This window comes from Chryseobacterium sp. SIMBA_029 (assembly GCF_046535275.1).
In the GTDB taxonomy this organism is placed as follows: domain Bacteria; phylum Bacteroidota; class Bacteroidia; order Flavobacteriales; family Weeksellaceae; genus Chryseobacterium.
The window spans coordinates 60,338-84,588 of the sequence record NZ_JAWRXA010000001.1 but is presented as its reverse complement, the minus strand read 5'-3'; the positions used below and the strand labels follow the sequence as shown (position 1 = coordinate 84,588).

Annotated in this window: 25 protein-coding genes; 16 read left to right on the top strand and 9 right to left on the bottom strand. The window is 36.1% G+C overall.

Annotated features, from left to right (window positions below; all coding sequences use genetic code 11):
- Positions 1–91 precede the first annotated feature (91 nt).
- The 8 genes from SB679_RS00375 (at position 92) to SB679_RS00340 (ending at position 7,535) form a co-directional block, all read left to right on the top strand.
- A complete protein-coding gene (locus SB679_RS00375) occupies positions 92–1,303 on the top strand; it encodes an acetyl-CoA carboxylase biotin carboxylase subunit family protein (RefSeq protein ID WP_410700270.1) in 1,212 nt (403 codons plus the stop codon).
- A gap of 129 nt (positions 1,304–1,432) precedes the next feature.
- Positions 1,433–2,146, top strand: a complete 714-nt coding sequence (locus SB679_RS00370; protein ID WP_410700269.1) for an alpha/beta hydrolase-fold protein — start codon at positions 1,433–1,435, stop codon at positions 2,144–2,146.
- A 39-nt stretch (positions 2,147–2,185) separates the two neighbouring features.
- A complete protein-coding gene (locus SB679_RS00365) occupies positions 2,186–3,139 on the top strand; it encodes a hypothetical protein (RefSeq protein WP_317739953.1) in 954 nt (317 codons plus the stop codon).
- A 36-nt stretch (positions 3,140–3,175) separates the two neighbouring features.
- Positions 3,176–4,294, top strand: coding sequence for a carboxylate-amine ligase (locus SB679_RS00360; protein WP_317739954.1), 1,119 nt, complete (start codon positions 3,176–3,178; stop codon positions 4,292–4,294).
- Between the two features lie 35 nt (positions 4,295–4,329).
- Positions 4,330–5,163, top strand: a complete 834-nt coding sequence (locus SB679_RS00355) for a type 1 glutamine amidotransferase (protein ID WP_410700268.1) — start codon at positions 4,330–4,332, stop codon at positions 5,161–5,163.
- A gap of 85 nt (positions 5,164–5,248) precedes the next feature.
- Complete coding sequence (locus tag SB679_RS00350; protein WP_410700267.1) at positions 5,249–6,427, top strand: hypothetical protein; 1,179 nt, start codon at positions 5,249–5,251, stop codon at positions 6,425–6,427.
- A 26-nt stretch (positions 6,428–6,453) separates the two neighbouring features.
- Positions 6,454–6,912, top strand: a complete 459-nt coding sequence (locus tag SB679_RS00345; RefSeq protein WP_410700266.1) for a hypothetical protein — start codon at positions 6,454–6,456, stop codon at positions 6,910–6,912.
- A gap of 131 nt (positions 6,913–7,043) precedes the next feature.
- Positions 7,044–7,535 carry a MepB family protein gene (locus tag SB679_RS00340; protein ID WP_410700265.1) on the top strand — a complete coding sequence of 164 codons (492 nt, stop codon included), beginning with the start codon at positions 7,044–7,046 and terminating at the stop codon, positions 7,533–7,535.
- 55 nt (positions 7,536–7,590) lie between these two features.
- Here SB679_RS00340 and cphA read toward each other — a convergent pair whose 3' ends face one another.
- Positions 7,591–10,221 (bottom strand): cyanophycin synthetase, encoded by a 2,631-nt coding sequence (cphA, locus tag SB679_RS00335; protein WP_410700264.1) that lies wholly within the window; start codon positions 10,219–10,221, stop codon positions 7,591–7,593.
- 201 nt (positions 10,222–10,422) lie between these two features.
- Between cphA and SB679_RS00330 the strand changes: the two genes are divergently transcribed.
- The 3 genes from SB679_RS00330 to SB679_RS00320 all read left to right on the top strand — a co-directional run bounded on the left by SB679_RS00330 (position 10,423) and on the right by SB679_RS00320 (position 12,628).
- Positions 10,423–11,310: a cyanophycinase gene (locus SB679_RS00330; RefSeq protein ID WP_410700783.1), complete on the top strand. Its 888-nt coding sequence runs from the start codon at positions 10,423–10,425 to the stop codon at positions 11,308–11,310.
- Positions 11,311–11,453: 143 nt separating this feature from the next.
- Positions 11,454–12,296: an isoaspartyl peptidase/L-asparaginase gene (locus SB679_RS00325; protein WP_410700263.1), complete on the top strand. Its 843-nt coding sequence runs from the start codon at positions 11,454–11,456 to the stop codon at positions 12,294–12,296.
- Between the two features lie 95 nt (positions 12,297–12,391).
- A complete protein-coding gene (locus tag SB679_RS00320; RefSeq protein WP_317739961.1) occupies positions 12,392–12,628 on the top strand; it encodes a YtxH domain-containing protein in 237 nt (78 codons plus the stop codon).
- Between the two features lie 42 nt (positions 12,629–12,670).
- Here the strand turns inward: SB679_RS00320 and SB679_RS00315 are convergent, their stop codons facing one another.
- From SB679_RS00315 to SB679_RS00285, 7 genes are all read right to left on the bottom strand, one after another.
- Positions 12,671–13,468, bottom strand: a complete 798-nt coding sequence (locus SB679_RS00315; RefSeq protein WP_410700262.1) for a class I SAM-dependent methyltransferase — start codon at positions 13,466–13,468, stop codon at positions 12,671–12,673.
- A 47-nt stretch (positions 13,469–13,515) separates the two neighbouring features.
- Positions 13,516–14,178 (bottom strand): GNAT family N-acetyltransferase, encoded by a 663-nt coding sequence (locus tag SB679_RS00310; protein WP_410700261.1) that lies wholly within the window; start codon positions 14,176–14,178, stop codon positions 13,516–13,518.
- 29 nt (positions 14,179–14,207) lie between these two features.
- A complete protein-coding gene (locus SB679_RS00305; protein WP_410700260.1) occupies positions 14,208–15,041 on the bottom strand; it encodes a PH domain-containing protein in 834 nt (277 codons plus the stop codon).
- A gap of 16 nt (positions 15,042–15,057) precedes the next feature.
- Positions 15,058–15,594, bottom strand: a complete 537-nt coding sequence (locus SB679_RS00300) for a PH domain-containing protein (protein ID WP_410700259.1) — start codon at positions 15,592–15,594, stop codon at positions 15,058–15,060.
- A 186-nt stretch (positions 15,595–15,780) separates the two neighbouring features.
- Entirely contained in the window at positions 15,781–17,130 is a 1,350-nt protein-coding gene (gene hisS, locus SB679_RS00295; protein WP_410700258.1) for a histidine--tRNA ligase, read from the bottom strand.
- Positions 17,131–17,482: 352 nt separating this feature from the next.
- Complete coding sequence (locus tag SB679_RS00290; RefSeq protein ID WP_410700257.1) at positions 17,483–17,938, bottom strand: HRDC domain-containing protein; 456 nt, start codon at positions 17,936–17,938, stop codon at positions 17,483–17,485.
- 14 nt (positions 17,939–17,952) lie between these two features.
- Complete coding sequence (locus tag SB679_RS00285) at positions 17,953–18,285, bottom strand: single-stranded DNA-binding protein (protein ID WP_410700256.1); 333 nt, start codon at positions 18,283–18,285, stop codon at positions 17,953–17,955.
- A gap of 339 nt (positions 18,286–18,624) precedes the next feature.
- Between SB679_RS00285 and SB679_RS00280 the strand changes: the two genes are divergently transcribed.
- The 4 genes from SB679_RS00280 to SB679_RS00265 are packed head-to-tail and all read left to right on the top strand — an operon-like array spanning position 18,625 to position 21,406.
- Positions 18,625–19,530 carry an arginase family protein gene (locus tag SB679_RS00280; protein ID WP_410700255.1) on the top strand — a complete coding sequence of 302 codons (906 nt, stop codon included), beginning with the start codon at positions 18,625–18,627 and terminating at the stop codon, positions 19,528–19,530.
- Complete coding sequence (locus SB679_RS00275; RefSeq protein ID WP_410700254.1) at positions 19,531–20,127, top strand: HPP family protein; 597 nt, start codon at positions 19,531–19,533, stop codon at positions 20,125–20,127.
- Positions 20,127–20,471, top strand: coding sequence for a hypothetical protein (locus SB679_RS00270; RefSeq protein ID WP_317739970.1), 345 nt, complete (start codon positions 20,127–20,129; stop codon positions 20,469–20,471). The genes SB679_RS00275 and SB679_RS00270 overlap by 1 nt, the downstream gene beginning before the upstream one ends.
- A gap of 23 nt (positions 20,472–20,494) precedes the next feature.
- Positions 20,495–21,406 carry a TIGR01777 family oxidoreductase gene (locus SB679_RS00265; protein ID WP_410700253.1) on the top strand — a complete coding sequence of 304 codons (912 nt, stop codon included), beginning with the start codon at positions 20,495–20,497 and terminating at the stop codon, positions 21,404–21,406.
- 49 nt (positions 21,407–21,455) lie between these two features.
- Here SB679_RS00265 and SB679_RS00260 read toward each other — a convergent pair whose 3' ends face one another.
- Entirely contained in the window at positions 21,456–21,875 is a 420-nt protein-coding gene (locus SB679_RS00260; protein ID WP_410700252.1) for a MarR family winged helix-turn-helix transcriptional regulator, read from the bottom strand.
- A gap of 36 nt (positions 21,876–21,911) precedes the next feature.
- On the opposite strand from SB679_RS00260, the gene SB679_RS00255 reads away from it, so the two are divergent.
- Positions 21,912–24,173, top strand: coding sequence for an ATP-binding cassette domain-containing protein (locus tag SB679_RS00255; protein ID WP_410700251.1), 2,262 nt, complete (start codon positions 21,912–21,914; stop codon positions 24,171–24,173).
- Positions 24,174–24,251 lie beyond the last annotated feature (78 nt).

Below are 24,251 nucleotides of genomic sequence, written 5' to 3'. Positions count from 1 at the left end.
AAAGCACAATAATTGAAGGTTTTTAACATTAATTAATCAACAAAAAATCTCTTTTATTTTTGAATATTCATCAAAATTAAAAAAACATTATATGGAGGAGAAAACTATAGTATGTATTTCATGCTATTACAAAGGCTATGATTTCATGGATGAAATGAAAAAGCTGGGTAATAAAATAATCTTAATAACATCTGAAAATCTTAAAGAGAAAAACTGGCCGTGGCATTCAATAGATGAAACATTTTATATGCCCGAAGTCAAACCATCCGTATGGAATCTGGAACATCTTGTGCAGGGATTTTCTCATTTAATGACCACTAGAAAGGTTCATGCTGTAGTAGCTCTTGATGACTATGACGTAGAAAAAGCTGCACTGATCAGAGAAACGTTCCGTATTCCGGGAATGGGCCAAACCACACACCGGTATTTCAGAGATAAACTTGCCATGAGGCAAAAGGCGAAAGATTCGGGGATTAATGTCCCTGAATTCACTGCCGTTTTCAATAATGATGAGGTCAATGCATTCGCTGAAACGGTTCCTGCCCCATGGGTACTTAAGCCCCGTTCAGAAGCCTCTGCTTCCGGAATCAAAAAAATAACTTCCAAAGAACAGCTTTGGGAAGCTCTTGACACGCTTGGTGAAGAACGCCATCTTTTTTTGCTGGAAAGCTTCAAACCGGGTGATGTATACCATGTAGACAGCTTGACATTTAATCAAAAAATTGTTTTCACTTCTGCCTCAAAATATCTTGCTCCTCCGATGCAGGTTTCGCACGAAGGCGGGGTATTCAGAACTAAGACATTGGGATCAAGCTCTAAGGATTTTATTGATCTTGAAGAAATCAACGCTAGAGTACTTTCCAATTTCGGGCTCCTTAATGGTGCCACGCATACAGAATTTATCCGTAGTAAAGAAGACGGACAACTATATTTTCTTGAAACCTCTTCCAGAGTTGGAGGTGCTCATATTCCTGATTTGGTTGAAGCAGCAAGCAGCATCAATATCTGGAGAGAATGGGCAAAAATTGAGGACGCACTTCTAAAAGGTAAACAATATCAAATTTCAAAATCTACAGGATATTATTCAGGATTAATTATCGCTTTGATTAAAGATAAAGAACCGGATTACAATGATTTTGAATGCGAGGAAGCCGTGAAATTCCTTCCGATAGATTACCATGTAGGAATTGTTTATAAATCAAACAATTCTGTGGCCGTACAGGAAAGACTGGACAGTGCAGCGGAAAAAATCCATGCGGAACTGTTAAATATCCTTCCACCCAAAGGCAAACCAACATCATAAGCCCTTAATGAACCCATAATTTAATATTCAAAAACTTAAATAGTTTTATAAAATTATTACATTTAATTTATAAATTTTTTATCTTTTTTGGTATTAATTAAATAAATAGTAAAACTCAAACAAGAAAAAATGCCCCATATAGAACATACTGACTACTACTCAAATATATTAGGAATAAGCCTTAAAGTAGAGGTCACAGGCCATTACGGATATCCTATCATCATGTTTCCTACTTCCCAGGGACAATACACCCAAAATAATGATTTCCATCTGAACGGAAGCATCAATTGGTTTGTGGAACAGGGAAAAGTAAAGCTGTACAATATTCAGACAATAGATGCCTGGAGTTTTTATGATGAGAGTATTTCTCCTCAGCAAAGAATAAAAAATTACGAATTATATGTGCAGTTCCTGATTAAAGAATTTGTGCCCTATATTCAAAAACTTCATAATACACATCGTGTAGCTATTGCCGGAGCGAGTTTTGGAGGATATCACGCCGCCAATTTTGCTTTTAGGTTCCCGGATGTCGTTTCCCATCTATTCTGTCTTTCAGGAGCATTCAGTATCCGTAATTTTATGGATGGCTATTCTGATGATCTTGTGTATTTCAACTGCCCCAATGAATTTGTAAAGAATGATGAAGCCTGGAAATATAAGCATATGCATATCGTATTAAGCACTTCCGATCAGGATATATGCAAAGACAAGAATCTTGAAATGGCTGGAATTTTAACTTCAAAAGGGATTGATTTCTGGTATGATGAACGAAAATGGATCAATCATGACTGGCCTCTATGGAGAATGGTTTTCCCAACCTTTATAGGAACCTTCTTCTCGTAAATTATCAACAAGTAAATTATTAATATAAAAACAACAATTATGACAAAAAAAGTGGGAATTCTATTCGGTATGGAAGACACGTTTCCTTGGGCTTTTATTGACAAGGTAAACGAGCTGGGTGGTGGAGAAATCATTGCTGAGCCTGTACATATCGATAAACTGGAACAAGGTGCAGACTATGGATATGCAGTAATTATCGACAGAATTTCGCAGGATGTTCCTTTTTACAGAGCATATCTTAAAAATGCAGCGCTTAACGGAACGTATGTAATCAACAATCCTTTTTGGTGGAGTGCAGATGAGAAATTCTTTAATAATGCTTTGATGACGAAACTGGGAATACCGCTTCCTAAAACGGTTTTACTTCCATCTCATGAGAGACCGACGAATACTTCTGAAACTTCATTCAGGAATTTAAAATTCCCTCACGACTGGGAATATATTTTCGATTATGTAGGATTCCCTGCTTATATGAAACCTCATGACGGAGGCGGATGGAGAAGTGTTTACAGAGTAGAAAACCCTGAGGATCTATGGAATAAACTAGGCGAAACAGAGCAATTGGTAATGATGGTTCAGGAGGAAATTATCTTTGATGATTATTACAGAGTGTATTGTCTGGGCAAGAAATACGTTCATATTATGCCTTACGAACCCAGAAATGAACCTCATTTAAGATATGCCACAACTCATCAGACAGAAGGTAAAGAACTGGAAAAACTTCTAAAAGTAATCCATGACTACACGATTAAAATGAATGAAGCCCTGGGATACGATTTTAATACGGTAGAATTTGCAGTGAGAGATGGAATTCCTTACGCCATAGATTTCTGTAATCCGGCTCCTGATGCGGACAGAAATGCTGTTGGTGAAGAAAACTTCGCCTGGATTGTAGAACATTCTGCAAAACTTGCCATAGAAAAAGCTAAAGAATATGTTCCCGGAAAACCGAATATTTCCTGGGGTACTTTTGTAAAAGACTCAGCAAAGTAAAACATTGAAAGATAAAGATCAAAAACACGAAAAAAAATGCATCAATTTACTATAGGAATAGAGGAAGAATATCAAATTATTGATGTTGAGAGCAGAGACTTAATATCTCATGTTTCGAAAATTATTGAAGGTGGAAAAGCCGTTTTAAGCGAAAATTTAAAACATGAAATGCACGAATCCATGATAGAAATGGAAACGGGTATCTGTCAGAATATTCAGGAAGCCCGGGCTGAGCTTACGAACTTAAGAAGACACCTTATCAACACAGCCCATGAACAAGGCCTCCGCGTTTCAGGGGGTGGAACGCATCCGTTTTCTAACTGGGAACACAACACCATCACCGATGGTGAACGTTATAACAAGATTGTAGATGATATGGGTGATGTAGCCCGCGGAAATCTTATTTTCGGATTACATGTTCATATTGGTATTCCCAACCGTGAAGAAGGTGTAAGGATTCAGAATGTCATGCGTTATTTTCTTCCGCATGTGTATGCCCTTTCTACGAATTCACCTTTCTGGATTGGGAGAAATACAGGTTTTAAATCGTACAGACAGGAAATTTTTGTAAAGTTTCCAAGAACGGGGATTCCGAGTTATTTTAATTCTTTAGCAGAGTTTGACAGCTATGTTGAGCTTCTGGTAAAAACTGGAACAATCGATAATGCCAAAAAAATATGGTGGGATTTAAGAGTTCATCCATTCTACCCTACTATTGAATTCAGAATCTGTGATATGCCGTTAAGAATTGATGAAACGGTTTGTATGGCCGCCATTATGCAAAGTCTGGTGGCAAAAATCTATAAGCTTCATCAGCAGAATTTAAGTTTCAGAAGCTATAGAAGACTGTTATTGAATGAAAACAAATGGAGAGCCTCTAAAAGCGGAATTGAAGCCCATCTGATCGACTTCGGTAAAGAAGAATCAGTTCCCTATCCGGACTTACTGAAAGAGCTTCTTGAATTTATTGATGATGTAGTAGACGATCTTGGATGCAGAGAAGAAGTTAATTATGCATGGACCATTTTAGAAAATGGAACAGGTGCCGACAGACAGCTTAAAATCTTCAAAGAAACAGGCGATCTGACTAAGGTTGTGGACTATATGATTTCAGAAACTGAGTATGGCATAACGCATGGTGAAACTGCTTCATAATATTTTTGATAACTTTGTAAAAAATATGAAGTAGTATGAAGGATATTCGAATTGCCTTATTGGATATGAACAACAACCATGTCAATCAGGGTTTTAGAAACATCAAAGAAATCTCCGAAGCGTTTAAAGAAAGTTCCGAGGAACAGGTAAGCATTGATATATTTGATGTACGATATAAAAATGAGATCCCCAATGTGGAAGATTTTGACATTTTCATCTCATCAGGAGGCCCGGGAAATCCACACAGGGAAGGTCATGAGTGGGAAGATAAATTTGCCGGTTTCCTGGATGAAGTGTACAGCCACAATCAATATAATGAGGATAAAAAATATTTATTTTTAATCTGTCATTCATTTCAACTGGCAAGCATTCATTGGGAATTGGGAAATATCTGTAAAAGAAAATCATATTCTTTTGGCGTAATGCCGGTCCATACCACAGAAGAAGGAAAGCAGGACTTTTTATTCAAAAATCTTCCGGATCCTTTTTATGCAGTGGACTCAAGAGCATTTCAATTTATTGAACCTAACCAGGAACGATTTGAGGAATTGGGAATGAAAATTACGGCTATTGAAAAATTCCGCCCGCATATTAATTTGGAAAGAGCTGTGATGGCTATTCGTTTTTCCGATGAGATATTTGGAACTCAATTTCACCCTGAGGCAGACCCTCAAGGCATGATTGAGAATCTGAAAGATGAGAAAAACAGAGAGGCCATGATCGAAAACTTTGGAATGGAAAAATATCTTGAAACCGTTGACAGAATGGATGATGAAGATAAAATCATTCTCACAAGAAGCCAGATTCTTCCAAGATTTTTGCAGTCTGCAAAAAAAAAGATTCTGAAAGGAGCTGAAGCAATGGTTTAAATACGAATGAATGATAAAACAACAACCTAACGATACCTAATCGAGCAATTTTGCTCGATTTTTTTAAAATCACAAAGAAAAAAACATGATTCCAACATACAGAAAACAATTTAATCAGGACTTTTCACAGGAAAAATACAGCCAGCTTAAAGAGATCTTACAGCAAAAAAGTGGTCTGAAACCGGGATTCAGAGTTTCTGAAAGCCCTATTTTTCTTACTCAGGAATTTAAACATAAATTAATCGATGCCACAGAAAGTATTATCGATCAAATTAAAGCTCTTCCTGTTGAACTCCTTCAAAAAGCGGTTCCTGAAAACTGTAAAGTTCCTAATGACACCACGCAGCCTCATTTTTTCACCATAGATTTTGGTATTTGCAGCAATGAAAAAGGAGAAATCGAACCACAGCTGATTGAACTTCAAGCTTTTCCTTCTTTATATGCTTTTCAAAAAGCTTATGAAGAAACCTTTTGCGAAGTGTATCCGTTTCTGGATGAAATTAAAAATCCCATGTCTCCTGAGGATTTCAAAAACTATCTGCAAGAAGTTATTGTAGGTGAGGAAAATCCAGAGAATGTAGTGCTTCTGGAAATCTTTCCGGAGAAGCAGAAAACTGCCATTGATTTTGCTTTTACCGAAAAATTACTTGGTATACCAACCGTTTGCCTGACAAAAATAAAGAAGGAAGGCCGAAAATTGTATTATAACAATAACGGTACCCTTACCGAAATCAAAAGAATCTACAACAGGGTGATCTTTGATGAGTTAGATAAAATACCCAATCTTACCACTGAATTTGATTTCCGTGATGAGGTAGATGTACAATGGATTACCCATCCAAACTGGTTTTTTAAAATTTCAAAGTTTCTTCTGCCATTACTGCATCATCAATATGTTCCAAAAAGTTACTTTCTGCATGAGTTTCCGGCAGATGAAAAACTGGAAAATTTTGTTTTAAAACCATTGTTTTCGTTTGCAGGAAGCGGTGTGAATTTAAATCCTACACAAGAAATTACTGAAGCTATTACAGACAAAGAAAATTATATTCTTCAAAGGAAAGTAGATTATGCCCCTATTTTTGAAGATATCAACGGGGAATTTTCAAAAGCAGAAATCCGTTTGCTCTATATTTGGAGGGAAAATGATGAACGCCCTATCCTATTGGAAAATCTAGGAAGAATGACTAAAGCCGCTATGGTAAACGTAGACTTCAATAAGAAAGATGCGATATGGATTGGCAGCTCCAATGTATTTTTCGGATAGACATAGAAATTAAAACCTAATAGATCATGGAAGAAAAATCTGATTTTAAAGAGTTTGAGCCCCAAAAGAATCCTCTAACAAGAAAAGGCCTTCTCCCTGGCTGGATTAAATTTTTCTCTTGGTTCTTCTTACTTGTTGGAATAATAGGTGTTTTAATATTAGCCTTTGGTTTTTTCCTGAATGATACTACCCTTTCGTTATATGGATTGAAAACCGAGCAGCCTTACTCTATAACAGGCTTCATCGTATGTTATTTATATATTTTTAAAGGTATTGTATCATACGGGCTTTTATTTGAGAAGAAATGGGCTCCTGCAGCGGGTATCATTGATGCTGTATTAGGAATTATAATCTGTATCGTTATGATGGCGGTCGTTCCGTTTATATCAGAAACAATACATTTCACCATCAGACTTGAACTGATACCACTCTATTATTATATAACAAAGATGTTCGAAATCAGAAAAAAATGGATCAACATATAACAGTACAAACCTCCGGAATTCCAGAGTTTTTTTTATGTCTATATATTTTTAAAATCTACCTGCTATCTATTTGGAAAGAAAATCATGAAAGAGTTATATTGCTGAAGAATAAATAAATTAAGATAAAACCAATGAATCTTAACCCTATTGATGAAATGATTTTTCGGCCGCTCGGTCTGAAACTTATTCATGTAGAAGAAGACAGGGAGGCTAAAGAATATTCCGGCTGTAGTTTTATGGTAAACCATATGCATATAAAATTCCGTACCTCTAAGATAACCCCTACCAAAACCGGACAGTTCGTTACCCTTTGGAAAAGGAATGAAAAAGGAATTACAGCCCCTTTTGATCACAGTGACCAATTTGATTTTTATCTGATTGCCGCACGTAAAGAACAAGATTTTGGAGTATTCATCTTTCCGAAAGAAATTTTAGTACAAAAAGGAATTGTATCAGACGAAAAGAAAGCCGGAAAGCGGGGAATCAGGGTATATCCAACCTGGGACGCCGTAGAAAGTAAGCAGGCTATTGCTACTCAAAAATGGCAGACTCAATACTTTCTGGAGTTCTCTTCAAATAAAGAACATACTATTGAAAAAGCCAAACTTTTATTAGCTCTATAAAAAAAGAATTCCGGCTGAACTTTAGTTCAGCCGGAATTTTATAATGATTTATTTTCTATCCGTTTTTATCATCTTCCAGCAGTTCTCTGGCCTGATATTCCTGGACAAGATCGATCGCATTAGAAATTACATCGCTTAAAGCGGTGATAAATGTTCCGTCTTCAGCCATGCCCATTGCATGTTTCAGGGCTTCAATCTCTTTAGGAATGATCTCATAGCTCACATCTCTTCCTGCTTCATTAATTCCATCTATGATCAATCCGTTGATTTCATCCTCTGTTCTTCCACGAAGGTGCTTTTCATTTCTGATAATGATATAATCAAACATTCTTCCGGCGATCTTTCCGCATTCTCTGATATCATTATCCCTTCTGTCTCCCACACCTGAAATAATCCCGATCTTCTTTGTAGATTCTACATTTTTAAGATAATCTTCAATAGCTTCATATCCTGCAGGATTATGGGCGAAATCGATCAGTACTTTAAAGCTTTTAAACTTGAAAATATTCAGTCTGCCCGGTGTCAGTTGTGCACTTGGAATAAAAGTTCTCAAAGAATTCGAAATATCTTCAATTCCAAAGCCCTGAAGGTAACTTGCCAAACTTGCAGCCAATACGTTTTCAATCATGAATCTCGCTTTTCCTTCCATCGTAATCGGGAAATCTTTTGCTTTTCCGATTCTGATCTTCCAGTCTCCTTTTTTGATCGTTACAAAACCTTCTTCATACACGCAGGTAATTTTTCCTTCTTTCGCAAATTTCTTAATGTACGGATTGTTCTCATCCATACTGAAAATTGCAACATTAGACTGAAGATCGTTGACTATTCTCATAGAATATTCATCATCAGCATTCATTACACTCCACCCGGTTTTTTTAACGCTGTCCAGAACCACCCTTTTTACTTTGGTTAAGTCTTTAAGGTTATGGATATCATTCATTCCTAAATGATCTTCCTTGATATTAGTTAATACACCGATATCACATTGTGAAAAACCAAGCCCGGAACGAAGAATTCCACCTCTTGCAGTTTCCAGAACAGCAAATTCTACGGTAGGATCTTTCAGAACAAATTCAGCAGAAAGAGGTCCTGTAGTATCTCCTTTGGTAAGCATTGTATTTTGGATATAGATTCCGTCTGATGTCGTAAATCCTACTCTATAGCCATTGTTTTTAACGATGTGTGAAATTAAACGTGTTGTGGTTGTTTTCCCATTGGTACCTGTTACGGCAATAATCGGAATGGTGAATGGTTTTCCCTGAGGATACAGCATATCAACCACCGGGGCAGCAACGTTTCTAGGTAATCCTTCACTTGGCGCCAGGTGCATTCTGAAACCTGGAGCTGCATTCACTTCAATAATGGCTGCACCGCTTTCTTTCAAAGGCTGTGTAAGGTTTTCCGCCATAATATCTATACCGCAGACATCCAATCCAATGATTTTAGAAATTCTTTCTGCCATGGTGATATTTTCAGGGTGTACCATATCAGTAACATCAATTGATGTACCTCCGGTTGAAAGATTGGCTGTAGATTTCAGATATACCACTTCCCCTTTTTGAGGAACACTTTCCAGCGTATAATGAAGTTTTTCCAAAAGCTCCATCGTATCTTTATCGATAGCGATTTCGGTCAGGACATTTTCGTGTCCATAGCCTCTTCTCGGATCTTTATTTTCTTTTTCGATCAGCTGGCTGATATTCATTTCTCCATCACCTACAACATGAGCAGGAACTCTTCTTGCAGCAGCCACCATTTTATTATTGATCACCAATACTCTGAAATCGTATCCGGTGACATATTTTTCAACAATTACTTTTTTTGAATATTTCTGTGCATGTTCCAGACCGATTTTAGCAGCTTCCCAATCATTAACGTTGATAGAAGAACCTTTTCCATGATTACCGTCTAAAGGTTTTAAAACGATAGGATACCCGATCTTTTTAATGACAAGGTCCAAGTTTTCTTCGTCCATTACCAAATCTCCAATCGGAACAGGAATCGCTGCATCATGAAGCATTTTTTTCGTCAATTCTTTATTACAGGCAATATCAACAGCAATAGAACTCGTATTTCCGGTGATTGTTGCCTGAAACCGCTGCTGATTAACTCCATATCCTAATTGTACCAAAGAATTCGTTCCCAATCTGATCCAGGGAATCTTTCTTGAAACTGCTTCTTCAACAATACTTCCGGTTGACGGTCCAAGACGGACACGTTCTCTTATTTCTTTTAATTTTTGAATACAGGTATGCACATCATAATCTGTTCCTTCAATCAAAGCTTCTGCAATTTTCACTGCTTCTTCTGCTGCATAGATTCCTGCGTTTTCTTCGATATAATCAAAAACCACATTATAAACTCCGGGTGTTTTTGTTTCTCTGGTTCTTCCAAAACCTGTTTCCATACCGGATAAAGACTGGATTTCAAGCGCAATATGTTCAATAACATGTCCCATCCAGGTTCCGGTTTCTATTCTATGGAAGAAACCACCTTGAACCCCTTCTGAGCATCGGTGTGTAATTAAGGATGGCAATAATTTTTCGATTCTTTCTCGAAAGCCATCGATCTTATTGGTAGGGAAATTCTCTAATTCTTCAAGGTCCAACCTCATCTGTATCAACTTTTTCCTTCTTATACTCCATATGTTTGGCCCCCTTAACGCCTGTATCTTCTCAATTTTCATAATCAATTTGCATTTTTCATAGTTAACGATAACTTCTTCTAAAATCAAAGATAATGCAAAACCCTAAACGAAACTATACCACACTTAAGATTTCCTAAAAAAGAATCAGAATTTATTAGCAATTATAAAATCCTCATAATCAATTTAAATATGCCTTAGATTTCGCCAAATGTGAATTATTTTTTAAATTTGCACCCTATGATGAAACCCGTTGGAAAATTAATAGTTATCGGAGGCGCTGTAAACAAAGGAAGTTTTGCAGAAACCGATTATGATCAGAATATTGAAAAAAACCTTAATTTTTTCGAAAGAGGCATTTTAAGGAAGATTATCAATGAATCTAAAAATAAAGAAAACTCTGTTATTGAGATCATCACAACCGCTTCTCAGATCCCTCAGATTGTTGGTACAGAATATAAAAAGGCATTTGAATTTTTAGGTGCTAAAAATGTTAATATTCTGGATATTCATAACCGGGAAGAAGCCAATTCTGATGCAATGGTGGCAAGAGCCAGTGCTGCAGATGTTGTGATGTTTACTGGTGGCGACCAGTTACGGTTAACCTCTATTCTTGGCGGAACCAGATTTCATGAAACCATCCTCTTAAAATATCAGGAACAGGATTTTATCTATTCGGGAACATCTGCAGGAGCCGCTGCTGCCTCTGAAAATATGATTTATCAGGGAAGCAGTTCTGAAGCTCTGTTAAAAGGAGAAATCAAAACAACACAAGGGTTAGGTTTAATTGATAATGTAATTATTGATACCCATTTTGTGCAAAGAGGAAGAATCGGACGTCTTTTCCAGGCTGTTGTGAACAATCCAAGAACTTTAGGAATAGGTTTAGGAGAGGACACCGGGCTTTTCATCCATAATGATGTGATGACTGCTGTAGGATCAGGACTGGTAATTATTGTTGACGGAAGGTTCATTAAAGATACCAATCTTACGAATATTAATTTAGGAGAACCAATTTCTATTGATAATCTTACTGTACACGTTATGTCGATGAATGATCATTACGACCTGACGACGAAAACGCTGACGATAGAAAATTCACAGTTTAATCCGATTCCTCAGGATAAATAAGTTGTTGGGTTAGTTGATGGTTGATGAATTATTGTTGCATATGTAAGGTTTTATGACCTCTATCTGCATGATGATATTTCACTTCACCTTCGAGCCTGTGTATGCCTGATGAGCCACTATAAACCAATACCCAATTAAATAATATGAAAATAATTATCCACGGCGGTTTTTTCTCTGAAAGCGACCAAAGCCATGAAATAAAAACAGCAAAACAAAATTCTTTAAAAAATATTGCCCGGCAGGCATTCGAATATCTTACAACGCATTCCGCGTTTGAGGCTGTAGCGTATGCAGTATCCCTTTTAGAGAACGATGAATTGTATAATGCCGGAATTGGTTCTCAAATCCAAAGCGACGGTGTAATTCGTATGAGCGCAGCAATTATGGATGGTGAAACCCAGAAATTAAGCGGGGTGATCAATATTCAGGATGTCAAAAATCCTATTTTGGTTGCTAAAGAATTAATACAGGAAGACGACCGGGTTTTAGGAGGAAGTGGGGCTAAAAACTATGCAACAGAACACGGTTTTGAAAACTTTTCTACTGAAATTCCTCAAAGAAGAAGCGAGTATGAAGCCAAGCTCAGCGCCGGAGGAAAAGGAACCGTAGGCTGTGTTGCCATCGACAAAGATGGAAAACTGGCTGTAGCAACGTCTACCGGAGGAAAAGGATTTGAAATTCCCGGGAGAATTTCAGATTCTGCAACGGTGGCAGGAAATTATGCCAATTCTTTTTGTGCAGTAAGCTGTACAGGCGTCGGAGAAGATATTGTAAGCAATGCGACTGCTGCAAAAATCGTTACACGGGTTACAGACGGATTGAGCCTGGAACAGGCTTTTGATAAAACTTTTGCAGAATTAAAAACCATTGACGGTTTTGCCGGTGCGATTGCTATTGATAAAGATGGTACACTTTATCATCAGGATTCTTATCCCACTATGGTCTTTGCAAGTTTTGACGGCGAAAAATTTGAAGTATTTAGTTAATTTTAACATTTTTTTATCATTTGGTTTTATTTTTTGGCACGTATTTTACATGTTTACTAATAACAAATTTTAATATTAATAAAAAAATAGAAATCATGGGAAACAAAACAAATGGCTTATTAGCTTTACTAGGTTTAGGTGCTTTGGCTTATTGGAAATATAAAAAATCAACACCTGAAGAACAACAAGCTGTAAAAGATAAGATCAACACGGCAAAAGATAATTTTAATAAGTGGGGAAATGACATTAAAACGAAAGCAAATGATGTAGCTTCCCAGGTTCAGAATAAAGTTGATGAGGCTAAAACAAAGGCCGAAGATTCTTTAAGCTAAGATTATTTTAACATTCATATATAAAAAGTCATCGTATTTACCCTACGATGACTTTTTTTGTGCACTTAAAGCATATACTATGGGTATTTTGTTCCCAAATTGAGGAATACGCCACTTTCCTTTTTCAAACTCATCAACATGTTTAAAGCAAGGATATGGTGACCAGTCAAACTCCCGGAAATCCTGCAACAGTATCTTATTTGCAATCAAGCTCTGAATAACCTCAGAAAGTGAATGGTTCCACATTACATATTCCTGAACAATAGCTGCAGATTGATCAGCATAGGTTCCTTCGTACGTTTCTACAATCGGTTTTTCATTAAAATAATTGTAGGTAACTTCTTTAAAATCATCATCAAACATCCAGACCACAGGATGGAATTCTGCCATTATAAATTTCCCGTCAGGTTTTAAAAAATGATTAATCACCTTTGCCCATTGATCAAGATCAGGCAGCCAGCCGATTGTTCCATAGCTGGTAAATACAATATCGAATTTCTGGTCTAAAATAGCAGGAAGATGATACACATCGGAACAAATGAATTCTGTATCAGTTCCGGATTGTTGTGCTAAATCTTTCGCGGCTTCAATGGCTTTATCAGACAAATCTATTCCGGTAACTTTAGCCCCGAGCCGGGAAAGCGAAATGGAATCCTGTCCAAAATGACATTGCAGATGCAGAATGGTCTTCCCTGATATATCACCCAAAAGATCCAACTCTATTGAGTTGAGAGAACTTCTTCCTTTTAAAAATTCATCTACAAAATAAAAATCTGATTTCAGATGCGGTTCTACTTTCGCATTCCATGATTTTTTATTGATTTCTAAATAGTTTTCCATGGTATTGTTCAAATCTAAGTTCTATTTTTTATACTTTTCTCAAGCTTCTACATCTTTAATTCGGATTTTATTCCCGGAATAACAATAGAGCTATATAAACTTTCTATTTTCCAGCCTAGCGATTCATATAAAGGCTTTCCACCTTCTGTTGCTACAAGAAAATTATTCACTACACCTTTTGATAAAGCTATTTTTTCAAGCTCTTTCATCAAAAAAGTGGCAAGTCCTTTTCTTTGATGTTTATTATCTGTAGAAATCCTGTCATAAACAGCGAGATCATTAACCAAAACTAAACGACCTGTTGATACCAGTTCTCCTTCTTTAGTCACAATTTTAACAACACATGTTGAGTTATAGCTTTCGTATTCTAATTGGTAATCATGATGAAGCCTAATATCCGGAATCTTCATTGAGTGGGAACAAGACATCATATAACCCTGAGGCTGCATTTCCCATTTTCCGGAAATTTGGCTTTTTACTTCTTCAGGAGATGCACACACTTTAAGGTAAACCCAGGGATCACTGATTGATGAGATGAGTTGAATAAAGTCATCATTAAGCACAGGGAATACATACCGTGTTTTTTGATTAGGATATCCTACCTCCACTTTAAAACCGGACTTATAGGCAATTGGCATTGGCAATTCCCGTGATAAAGACCATCCTTTGAGCCATTTTTCGATTGTATCCTTAGAGACTTTATTCTTCATGCCTATCTGAAAATTTTGATACTTCAGCGTTATAACTTCCCCAAAAGTTTCTTTTTTTGTTCAGCAAATTCTTCTCCTGTTAAGATTCCGTTTTCCCTCAGTTTTCCCAATTGTTCCAGTTGTTCTATCACTGTTGCTGAAGCCTCCGGAGTCACAGGTGTTTCCAGTTTTTGAGGTTCTTTATTATATCTGTTCTTTATTTTATCATAAAACATTTCAGCATCAGTCTTGGCATTGTAACATTCAAACTCAACTATTCTGTCTTCCGTATGGATTTTAATGATTGGAGATCTCGAATGTGGCACAAAGCTTACTAATGCAATCGTTTCATTGGGATATTCACTGATCTTAGCAGGGGAAAACATAGATTTTGAAACGGATATTAGTCTTCTGGGAGTCGCCACCAAGATACCGGCATCAAATGTATTGAGATACTGAGCATCTGTAATAGCTATTATTTTTTCATCAGCCGACAGAATATAAGGTAGTTTTTTTATTTCTCCTTTGGTGAACATGGAAAGATTGGCATTCAGTTGTTCCAGTTCTTTTTTTATTTCTTTTCGTCTTCTTTTAATAGCTTCCAAAGAGAAATCTCCTTTCAGTATATTTTCATTTTCAGAAGTGAAGGCACCCATTTCTTCCTGTTCATCAATTACCGCAGGTTGGATTTGTCCTTTTTCTGTTAAATTTTTAATATCTGCCAGACTAAAATTCTTCAAATCAGATAGTACCTCCTGATTAATATTGCTTGCTCTGTCTAAACACTGATTACAAATAACCCCATCATCTGAAAGTTTATTTTCTCCCAACAGCGTATCCATAGATGTTAATACCGCTCCACACATCACACAATTAGTACTCATAATCTTAATTTATTAGTTACAGTTTTTCAAGTAATTTTTTCTTTTGTATAGCAAACTCTTCTTCCGTTAAGACTCCGCTTTCCTTCAGCCTTCCCAGTTGCTCCAACTGATCTAACATGCTTGTTTCTGAGGTATTTTGAAAATATTCTGTAGGACGGGCCATGAAATCTCTTACTTTTTCACAGAATAATTCAGCATAATATTTTCCGACATTATCGATCTCAAGAATATTCTCTGAAATATGAATATCTATTGAAGCCAGCATCAGAGACTTCTCATATTGTATGGAGCTTACTTTATCATAAGAAAAATCTTCCACTTTCAGTCCGTACATGAATTCTTTGTCCACAAAAATCAGTCTTCTTTCGGTGGCCACTAAAATGATGTGATGATCGGTAAGTTTATTCCTTCCCTCAATTAAATACACAATTTTTTCATTCTCTGAAAGCACTTCCGGTAAGGCATGAATTTCTTTTCTGGCAAAAATGGTAGGATTAATTTCTAATAGTTCCAATTCATCTTTTATTTCGTCAAGTCTAAATTTTTCGCTCATTATTAGTTTTTATAAATAGTAGATATTACAAATTTAATTTTTTTCTAAAATACGGAAAGTTATAAGACTATTATTTCCATTTATTTTTAACCTTACAAGATGTTATAACTGTAATAAGGTCAATACTACCCATAAAAAAAGCATTACCGATTGGTAATGCTTTCCATTTTATATTTTTTTCAGATATTATCCTAAAAACTCTTCCAAAGAAACAGTTTTCTGTTCTCCGGCTTCAAGGTTTTTAAAAGTAACCTTTCCGTTTTTTATTTCTTCTTCTCCTAAGAAAACAAGATTTTTAATGCCTTTCTTTTCAGCATAAGTAAACTGCTTATTGATTTTTGAATTTTCAGGATACAGCTCTGCAGAAACTCCTTTCTCTCTTAGCTTCATGATAAGCTTCAAGGCTTCCAATGTTTCTTCTCCACCAAAGTTAGCAAACAGATATTCCATTTTGGATGATGCTTCTTCAGGGAAAAGATCTAATTCTTCCATAACAAGATAAATTCTGTCTAATCCAAATGAAATTCCGATTCCTGGTATATTTTTCACCCCAAAAACTTCTGTAAGGTTATCATATCTTCCACCGCCACCGATAGAACCCATGGCTACTTCATCTGCTTTCACTTCGAAGATTGCTCCTGTATAATAATCCAATCCTCTCGCCAGCGTAATATCAAATACTAAATTTTGAATATCTACCCCAAGATTTATGGACTGTGTTAATACAAATTCTAATTCTTCAACTCCTTTTGTCCCTACTTCATTACCTGCAAATTTTTCTTTAAGTTGTAAAAGATTTTCCAGCGCATCATCAGACTGTGTAAATAAGAAGTCCAGTTTATCAATAGATTCCTGTGAAATTTCTCTTTCCAACAATTCTTTTACCACTCCTTCTTTCCCGATCTTATCAAGCTTGTCTAAAGCAACCGTGAAATCTATTAATTTATCTGTAATTCCTGCATATTCTGCAAGGCCAGAAAGAATCTTTCTGTTGTTTAAATGAATCGTTACCGGAACTTTAAGATCTGAAAATGATTTTAAATATAACTGTACCAAATCTACTTCCTGGAAAAGACTTTCGCTTCCTACCACATCTGCATCACACTGATAAAACTCTCTGAATCTCCCTTTCTGAGGGCGGTCTGCTCTCCAAACCGGCTGAATTTGGTAACGTTTGTATGGAAAAGTTAATTTCCCATGATTCATGGCTACAAATCTTGCAAAAGGTACGGTAAGGTCATAACGAAGGGCTTTATCTGAAATTTGAGAAGTCAGTTTCTGATGACTTTTATTTTCCCAATCCTCCTGATTTACTTTTGAAGTATAATCTCCTGAATTTAAAATCTTAAAGATCAGTCGGTCACCTTCTTCACCGTATTTTCCTGTTAAGGTCGAAAGATTTTCAAAGCTTGGAGTTTCCAATGGCTGGAATCCAAATAATTCGAAGTTATTCTGTAAAATATTGATGATATATTTTCTTCTGGAAACTTCCTGTGAGGTAAAATCTCTGGTTCCTTTTGCTAAACTTGGTTTCATTTTATAATTGATAAATGATATTACTATTAAACATGTTTTAAACTTATCTAAACGTTCTCAATCCAAAGAAAAACACTTTGATTACATTAAGATTCATTATAAAATCGCTCATTAAGAACATATAAGTTTTTGAAAATCTTAATTTCCATCTTACTATAGGTAATATATAAAAGTTTACCTATAAAAATTATAAAGTTCTTTGTAAGTTCATCTCAAAAATTTGCCCATTTTGCAGATGAATAGATAAGTCTTGCAAAAATAAGGAATTGAAAGGACTTTTCCGAAACATAAAAAAGCTGAAGAAAGATCTTCTCCAGCTTTCCGATGCATTACCATCATTAATTACGAAAAATCAGACGCTTTCAAGGATCTCCAGAATCTCTTCACCATAATTTTCAATCTTATGTTTTCCGAAGCCTTTAATCTCTAGCAGTTCCTCTTTTTTAGCAGGTTTATACTTGGCTACAGACATCAGTTCTTTATTGCTCGCGATAAAGTAAGTCGGGAGATTCTGTTCTTTAGCCTTCTCAGACCTCCAGTATTTCAGGGCATCTAAAATTTTTTCTTCATCTGAGCTCAAAATATCTTCATCTGCAGAGTATTTTACTGCCTTTGGTTCCTTCACTATATTTTTAGCTGTTTTCAGCTCTTCAAAGTATAGGACTACGGACCAATAACATTCAGCACTTACAAAAGCGGTTTCCACTTTTATAATTTCGTTAACCTCCAGAAAAGTATCCAGTGTTTTCTGATCTTTGTAGAGAAATTCTTCGGGAAGTCTGATTTTAAAAACTTTTACTTTCATCATTTGTGTTTTTAGAATTATTTACCTCCCAAAAGAAGAATTTCATCTACTCTGATCTCTGTAATATACCGCTTAACGCTATCTTTATCGTCATACGATCTGTACGTAAGCTTCCCTTCAATAGCAATCTCTTTTCCTTTTGGAACGTATTTCTGAAGGATCTCAGCTGTTTTTCCAAAAGCAATCAGATTGTGCCATTGCGTTTCTTCTACTTTTTCGCCTTTTGCATTCGTGTAATGGTCGCTGGTTGCTAAAGACACGCTGGCTTTTACATTTCCACTTTCGAAGTTTACCGTTTCCACTTCTTTTCCTGTGTAACCTATTAATGTTACTTTGTTTCTTAGTGACATAACTTTTTTGTTTTTTTAAGATTAATAATTCAGATAAGAGACGTTCACTGTGTTTCTCAAATCTCTGTTGCAAAGATTGTTATAGCACAGGAACTTATTCGGTTGTAAACTATTTAAATTCGTTTGTAATCGTTTGCAAATGGATATGAAAATAAATAAAATTCAAAATTATTACCACTTTTCATATTAAAAACAGAGGTTAACTTATTTTAAATTAAAATTATTAAAGAATAAAGCCGCCCAATAAAATAAATTTTATTTCTGCTTAAAAAGTATTAAAATCGTGCGTTCTATCCATTTGCAAACGGATAATTCCGTACCTTTGATGAAACATCATCTATGAAAAGGGACATCAATATTTTTGAGTTTCCTCTCAACCTCGGGCTTAAGAAAAAGGATCATGAAACGGAGCCCGGCGTTAAAAAGCTCCCGGAATGGCTCAGGAAATTTGATTTTCATAGAGCAATCAATCCCAACAATATTTTCAGACTGGAAGCACCGGAATATTCGATGGAACTTGATCAGGAATCAAGAGTTCTAAATGCGAAAGCTATTATTAAGTACGCCAAAGAACAGGCAGATTTCATCACAAAGAATCATCAGGAAAACACTTTCAATATTATGCTTGGAGGTGACTGCAGTATTTTGATAGGAACTGCCATAGCCTTAAAGAAATTGGGAAATTTCGGGTTATTTTATCTGGACGGACATACAGATTATATTCCGGTCCATCTTTCCGAAACTGCCGCTGCTGCGGGAATGGACCTTGCTATTATTACAGGATTCGGGCATGAAAAACTGACTCATATTAATGGGCTTAATCCTTATTTTTCAGAAGAAAATATTTATTGCGTAGGAAATGCAGAAACTGATGATAAAGAATATGTAGACCAAATCCTTAATTCCAATATTAAATATTTTGATCTGGATAGGCTCAGAAAAAACGGCTTTGGAAGAACAGCCGAAGATTTTCTAACAATGATTAACAGTAAATCGCTGGACGGATTTTTTATTCACCTTGATGTAGATGTTTTGAATGATCAGCTGATGCCTGCCGTAGACAGCAGAATGGAAGACGGAATCGATTATGAAAATCTCAGAGAAATTCTGCAGCCGCTTATCAATTCTCCCCTTTGCTTTGGAATAGAAATCACTGTTCTGGATCCTGATTATGATGAAAACGGAATGTATACACAAGCATTGGCGAAAAACTTAATTCAAATTATAAAAAATAAAGAAGATTAAATGAAGAAGACTATAAAAAGAACGTTCAGAGTTTCAAAATATGTAATCTACAAGGAAACACTTGTTGACTATAAAGAACATTTCTGGTCATTTTTAGGTGCATTTTTTGGAATTGGGCTGATTGCATTTATCCAATCTCATTCCTTGTTAGAAACTGAAAATATATTCCTGATCGGTTCTTTCGGGGCCTCCAGTGTTTTGATCTATGGTGCTATACAAAGTCCGTTAGCACAGCCTAGAAATCTTATAGGCGGTCATGTTCTTTCAGCTATTGTAGGTGTTACAGTCTATAAACTGGTACCCGATATTATCTGGCTGTCTGCCCCATTAGCAGTTGCTTTTTCTATTGTACTGATGCAGTATACAAAAACCCTTCATCCGCCGGGCGGCGCTACCGCTTTAATTGCTGTGAGCTCAACCGGAAAGATCCCTGAATTAGGATATTGGTATGTCCTCTCCCCTGTTCTTTCAGGATGTATCATATTGCTGCTGGTCGCTCTATTTTTTAATAATATTACCCCCAACAGAAGTTATCCCAATCACAATAGATTTAAAAAGTTACTAAAGAAAAAACACAATCATACCCTGAAAAAATAATGAATTGCCTAGAATGCGGCGAAAAAATTAACGGAAGGTCAGATAAAAAGTTCTGCAATGATGCCTGCCGGAACGCCTACAACAATAAGCAGAATAAAGATTCCAGCAACCTGATGCGGAATGTGAACAACAAACTACGTAAAAATTACCGGATCCTCTGTGAAATCAATACAGACGGCAAAGCAAAAACAGCAAGATCCAGACTGGATAGTTTAGGTTTTGATTTCGATTATTTTACGAATCTGAAAGTCTATAAAAACGGTTCTGAATATAAGTTTATCTATGATTACGGCTATAAACTCTTAGACGATGATTATGTTTTAATTGTAAAAAATCAGGCTTAATTTTCACCATTTACATTTTAATTATGAAAGAAATTGTTTTAATTACCGGTGCCGGCGGATTTGTTGCCCGTGAACTGTCGAAAAAGATTGAACAACAATATACGGTAAGGTTTTTAACCCGGACCAAAAAACAGGCTAACGAATTTGAATGGGATATAAAAAAAGGAATCATTGATGAATCAGCCTTTGATAATATCTCTCACATCATTCATTTAGCAGGAGCCAATATTTCTGAAAAACGCTGGACTGACGAAAGAAAAAAAGAACTGATTTCAAGCCGTGTCGATTCTGCAAAATTATTGTTGAATACTTTACAAAAGAAGAACATCAGACTTAAATCTTTTATTTCTGCTTCAGGAATTAATTTTTACGGAACAATAACCACAGAAAAAATTTATACGGAAAACGACCAACCCGGCAATGATTTCTTAAGTGAAGTGGTGGTTCTTTGGGAAAAATCAGCAGATGAATTTAAGGAACAAAACATGGCCGAACGGGTAGTGAAAATACGTACTGCAATTGTTCTTTCTGAAAAAGAAGGAGCTTTAAAAAAGATGATGCCTCCGATTCAGTTGGGAATCGGTTCTCCACTGGGAAGCGGCAGGCAGTATATGCCCTGGATCCATATTAAAGATATCTGTTCTGTTTATGAATTTGCTTTACAGAATCCCCATATACAGGGTGCTTACAATGCTTCATCTCCTCAGCATACCACGAATGAAAATTTCACAAAAAAGACGGCCGAAGTTTTAAAAAAGCCATTATTTATGCCGAATGTTCCCGCATTTGTTCTGAAAATACTATTTGGAGAACTGGCTGATGCTTTACTGGAAGGTTCCAGAGCTTCGTCACAGAAAATACAGGATACCGGCTTTCAGTTTAAATTTCCAGATCTCAAAGAAGCACTGGAAGATCTGTTGAAAAAAGAGAAATAAAATAATTTATTAATATTTATGCACTTTCTACATTCCTGAGAGTCGTCACTTACATTTTTATTTTCTCAAGTATTTTATTGAGTAAAAAGGTTAATGCTTTTAATTCTGTTTTATCTAAAATATCAGATGCCTGATCTGCTACTTTTTTTCTAAAGTTTTCAGAATTATTGATCAAAAATTGCCCTTTTTCTGTAACAGAAAGATTAAATATTCTCCTGTCTGAAGCATTTTGTTTTTGCTCAATAAGATCGTTTTTAATTAAAAATTTAATTTGTTTTGACACTGCCGCCTGGCTAACATTAAATGCCACAGCCACTTGTTTTCCAGTAACCTCATTTTTCCGATAAATATATTCGATGATATTATAATGGGTTGCAGTAACACCACTGATATTACCTTTGTTCATATTGGCCAATATAAAACACTGAAAATCAGTAAATGTATTGAAAAATTCATCTTTTGTATCCATAAAAATACTTAACTTAGTTAATTATTAACAAAGTTAATGAAAATTATAATGAAGGATATTATCATTACCCACGCAAGACAGAATAATTTAAAAAATATCTCACTGCGTATCCCAAAAAATAAAATTACGGTCTTCACCGGGGTTTCGGGATCAGGAAAATCATCGCTGGTATTTGAAACTATTGGTGCTGAAGCCCAGCGCCAAATCAATGAAACTCAAAATAGTTTTATAAGAACCCGCTTACAGCATTTTGGAGTTCCCAATGTCGATAAAATAGAAAACCTGAATGTTCCTTTTATTATTAATCAAAAGAGATTAGGCGGAAATGCCCGGTCTACAGTAGGTACAGCAACAGATATTTATGCCTCTCTGCGGTTACTTTTCTCCAGAATCGGAAAACCATTTGTTGGCTATTCCAATGTATTCTCGTTCAATAATCCTCAGGGCATGTGTCCCGAATGTGAGGGGCTTGGATATGTACAGACCGTCAATATTGAAACTCTTTTTGATAAAAACAAATCACTGAACGAAGGAGCCATACAATTTCCAACATTTCAGCCGGGTGGATGGAGATTGACCCGTTATGTTTATTCAGGCTACTTTGACAATGATAAAAAGCTTAAAGAATATACAGAAAAGGAATGGGATATATTATTGAATGCCGAAGAACACACTCCTAAAAATCCCACCAAAGAATGGGGGAAAACAGTAAAATATAAAGGCGTGATTCCCCGGATTGAAAATTCATTTCTGAAAAAAGATTCCAAAGAGAACAGTACCAGAAAAGACTACTTAAAAAAAGTTATTATCACTAAAGAATGCCCTGCCTGTAAAGGAAAACGTCTCAACCCCAAAATTTTGTCATGTAAGATCGATGGTAAAAGTATTTCGGATTGCACATCACTATCCATCGATGATTTACTCATCTTTATACAAACTTTACATTCTGAAAAGTATTCTTCTGTCACCAAAGAGCTGGAAAAAAAACTGCAGAACCTTATAGATATAGGGCTACAGTACCTCACTCTGGACAGACAGACTGATACCCTGTCCGGCGGAGAATCTCAACGGATAAAAATGGTAAAACAACTGGGAAACAGCCTCGTAGATCTATTATATATTTTTGATGAACCGAGTATTGGGCTTCATCCCAAAGACATTGACCATATCGTGGATATCATCAAAAAAATAAGGAGTAAAGGAAATACCGTCTTAATTGTAGAGCATGATCCGGACCTCATCAAAATAGCTGATCTTGTCGTAGATATGGGCCCTGACTCAGGGAAAAACGGTGGCGAAATTATGTATCAGGGAACTTTCAATAATTTAAAAAATGCCAAAGGCAAAACGGCAAGTTATTTCAACAAAAAACGCAGTTATAATAAAGCTCCCAGAGCACAGAAAAGCTTTCTTGAATTGAAAAACGGCAACCTTCATAATTTAAAAAATGTCAGTGTAAATATACCTACAGGAATTATGAATGTCATCACGGGGGTAGCTGGTTCAGGAAAAAGCACCTTGATCAATAAAGTTTTACCGCTATTCTATCCCCAGGTTACTGTGGTAGACCAATCGGTTTTTACAGCCAGCAGCCGTTCCAATTTATTGACGTACCTCAATCTATCCAATACGGTCAGAAAACTTTTCTCACAAGCCAATAAGGTCTCTGAAAAACTTTTTAGCCGCAACGGAGAAGGTGCTTGTCTCAATTGTAGGGGGTTAGGTGTTGAAAAAATAGACCTCGCTTTTATGGATGATATCGAACAACCCTGTGAAGTCTGCCAAGGATCAGGATACAAACCTGAAGTTCTACTCTATCTGTATCATGAAAAAAGCATAGCAGATATCATGAATATGACCGTTTTGGAAGCACTCCATTTCTTCCCTCAATTTCAAAATGAACTTACTCTGCTGATCAAACTGGGACTTGATTATTTAACTCTCGGGCAACGTCTGGATAGTTTTTCGGGTGGTGAAAGACAGCGTCTGAAACTGACCAGAGAACTCAGTCATACCGATAAAATTATTGTTTTGGATGAGCCTAGTACAGGACTTCATCCCATTGATAATGAAAAGCTGCTTTCTTTCTTTGAGGAATTGGTGAACGCAGGGAATACACTGATCATTATTGAACACAATCTGGATATCATCGCACAGGCAGACTGGGTGATTGATATAGGCCCCGGTGCTGGAAAAATGGGTGGTAGTATTGTATTTGAAGGAACTGTAGCCAACCTTTTGCAGGCAAAGCATTCTGCAACTTCTTACTATTTAAAGAAACATCTCCAAAGTAAATAAAAACTTAAAAGACTGTTTTCTGCCTGCCTGAGGATATCCATCTCATAAATCTTCCGATTTTAAGGGGATTTTCAAACG

What these genes read in the sequence shown, in the direction of transcription:
- SB679_RS00375 (WP_410700270.1), top strand. Translation starts at nt 92, where the DNA reads ATGGAGGAGAAAACTATAGTATGTATTTCATGCTATTACAAAGGCTAT.
- SB679_RS00370 (WP_410700269.1), top strand. Translation starts at nt 1,433, where the DNA reads ATGCCCCATATAGAACATACTGACTACTACTCAAATATATTAGGAATA.
- SB679_RS00365 (WP_317739953.1), top strand. Translation starts at nt 2,186, where the DNA reads ATGACAAAAAAAGTGGGAATTCTATTCGGTATGGAAGACACGTTTCCT.
- SB679_RS00360 (WP_317739954.1), top strand. Translation starts at nt 3,176, where the DNA reads ATGCATCAATTTACTATAGGAATAGAGGAAGAATATCAAATTATTGAT.
- SB679_RS00355 (WP_410700268.1), top strand. Translation starts at nt 4,330, where the DNA reads ATGAAGGATATTCGAATTGCCTTATTGGATATGAACAACAACCATGTC.
- SB679_RS00350 (WP_410700267.1), top strand. Translation starts at nt 5,249, where the DNA reads ATGATTCCAACATACAGAAAACAATTTAATCAGGACTTTTCACAGGAA.
- SB679_RS00345 (WP_410700266.1), top strand. Translation starts at nt 6,454, where the DNA reads ATGGAAGAAAAATCTGATTTTAAAGAGTTTGAGCCCCAAAAGAATCCT.
- SB679_RS00340 (WP_410700265.1), top strand. Translation starts at nt 7,044, where the DNA reads ATGAATCTTAACCCTATTGATGAAATGATTTTTCGGCCGCTCGGTCTG.
- cphA (WP_410700264.1), bottom strand. Translation starts at nt 10,221, where the DNA reads ATGAAAATTGAGAAGATACAGGCGTTAAGGGGGCCAAACATATGGAGT.
- SB679_RS00330 (WP_410700783.1), top strand. Translation starts at nt 10,423, where the DNA reads ATGAAACCCGTTGGAAAATTAATAGTTATCGGAGGCGCTGTAAACAAA.
- SB679_RS00325 (WP_410700263.1), top strand. Translation starts at nt 11,454, where the DNA reads ATGAAAATAATTATCCACGGCGGTTTTTTCTCTGAAAGCGACCAAAGC.
- SB679_RS00320 (WP_317739961.1), top strand. Translation starts at nt 12,392, where the DNA reads ATGGGAAACAAAACAAATGGCTTATTAGCTTTACTAGGTTTAGGTGCT.
- SB679_RS00315 (WP_410700262.1), bottom strand. Translation starts at nt 13,468, where the DNA reads ATGGAAAACTATTTAGAAATCAATAAAAAATCATGGAATGCGAAAGTA.
- SB679_RS00310 (WP_410700261.1), bottom strand. Translation starts at nt 14,178, where the DNA reads ATGAAGAATAAAGTCTCTAAGGATACAATCGAAAAATGGCTCAAAGGA.
- SB679_RS00305 (WP_410700260.1), bottom strand. Translation starts at nt 15,041, where the DNA reads ATGAGTACTAATTGTGTGATGTGTGGAGCGGTATTAACATCTATGGAT.
- SB679_RS00300 (WP_410700259.1), bottom strand. Translation starts at nt 15,594, where the DNA reads ATGAGCGAAAAATTTAGACTTGACGAAATAAAAGATGAATTGGAACTA.
- hisS (WP_410700258.1), bottom strand. Translation starts at nt 17,130, where the DNA reads ATGAAACCAAGTTTAGCAAAAGGAACCAGAGATTTTACCTCACAGGAA.
- SB679_RS00290 (WP_410700257.1), bottom strand. Translation starts at nt 17,938, where the DNA reads ATGATGAAAGTAAAAGTTTTTAAAATCAGACTTCCCGAAGAATTTCTC.
- SB679_RS00285 (WP_410700256.1), bottom strand. Translation starts at nt 18,285, where the DNA reads ATGTCACTAAGAAACAAAGTAACATTAATAGGTTACACAGGAAAAGAA.
- SB679_RS00280 (WP_410700255.1), top strand. Translation starts at nt 18,625, where the DNA reads ATGAAAAGGGACATCAATATTTTTGAGTTTCCTCTCAACCTCGGGCTT.
- SB679_RS00275 (WP_410700254.1), top strand. Translation starts at nt 19,531, where the DNA reads ATGAAGAAGACTATAAAAAGAACGTTCAGAGTTTCAAAATATGTAATC.
- SB679_RS00270 (WP_317739970.1), top strand. Translation starts at nt 20,127, where the DNA reads ATGAATTGCCTAGAATGCGGCGAAAAAATTAACGGAAGGTCAGATAAA.
- SB679_RS00265 (WP_410700253.1), top strand. Translation starts at nt 20,495, where the DNA reads ATGAAAGAAATTGTTTTAATTACCGGTGCCGGCGGATTTGTTGCCCGT.
- SB679_RS00260 (WP_410700252.1), bottom strand. Translation starts at nt 21,875, where the DNA reads ATGGATACAAAAGATGAATTTTTCAATACATTTACTGATTTTCAGTGT.
- SB679_RS00255 (WP_410700251.1), top strand. Translation starts at nt 21,912, where the DNA reads ATGAAAATTATAATGAAGGATATTATCATTACCCACGCAAGACAGAAT.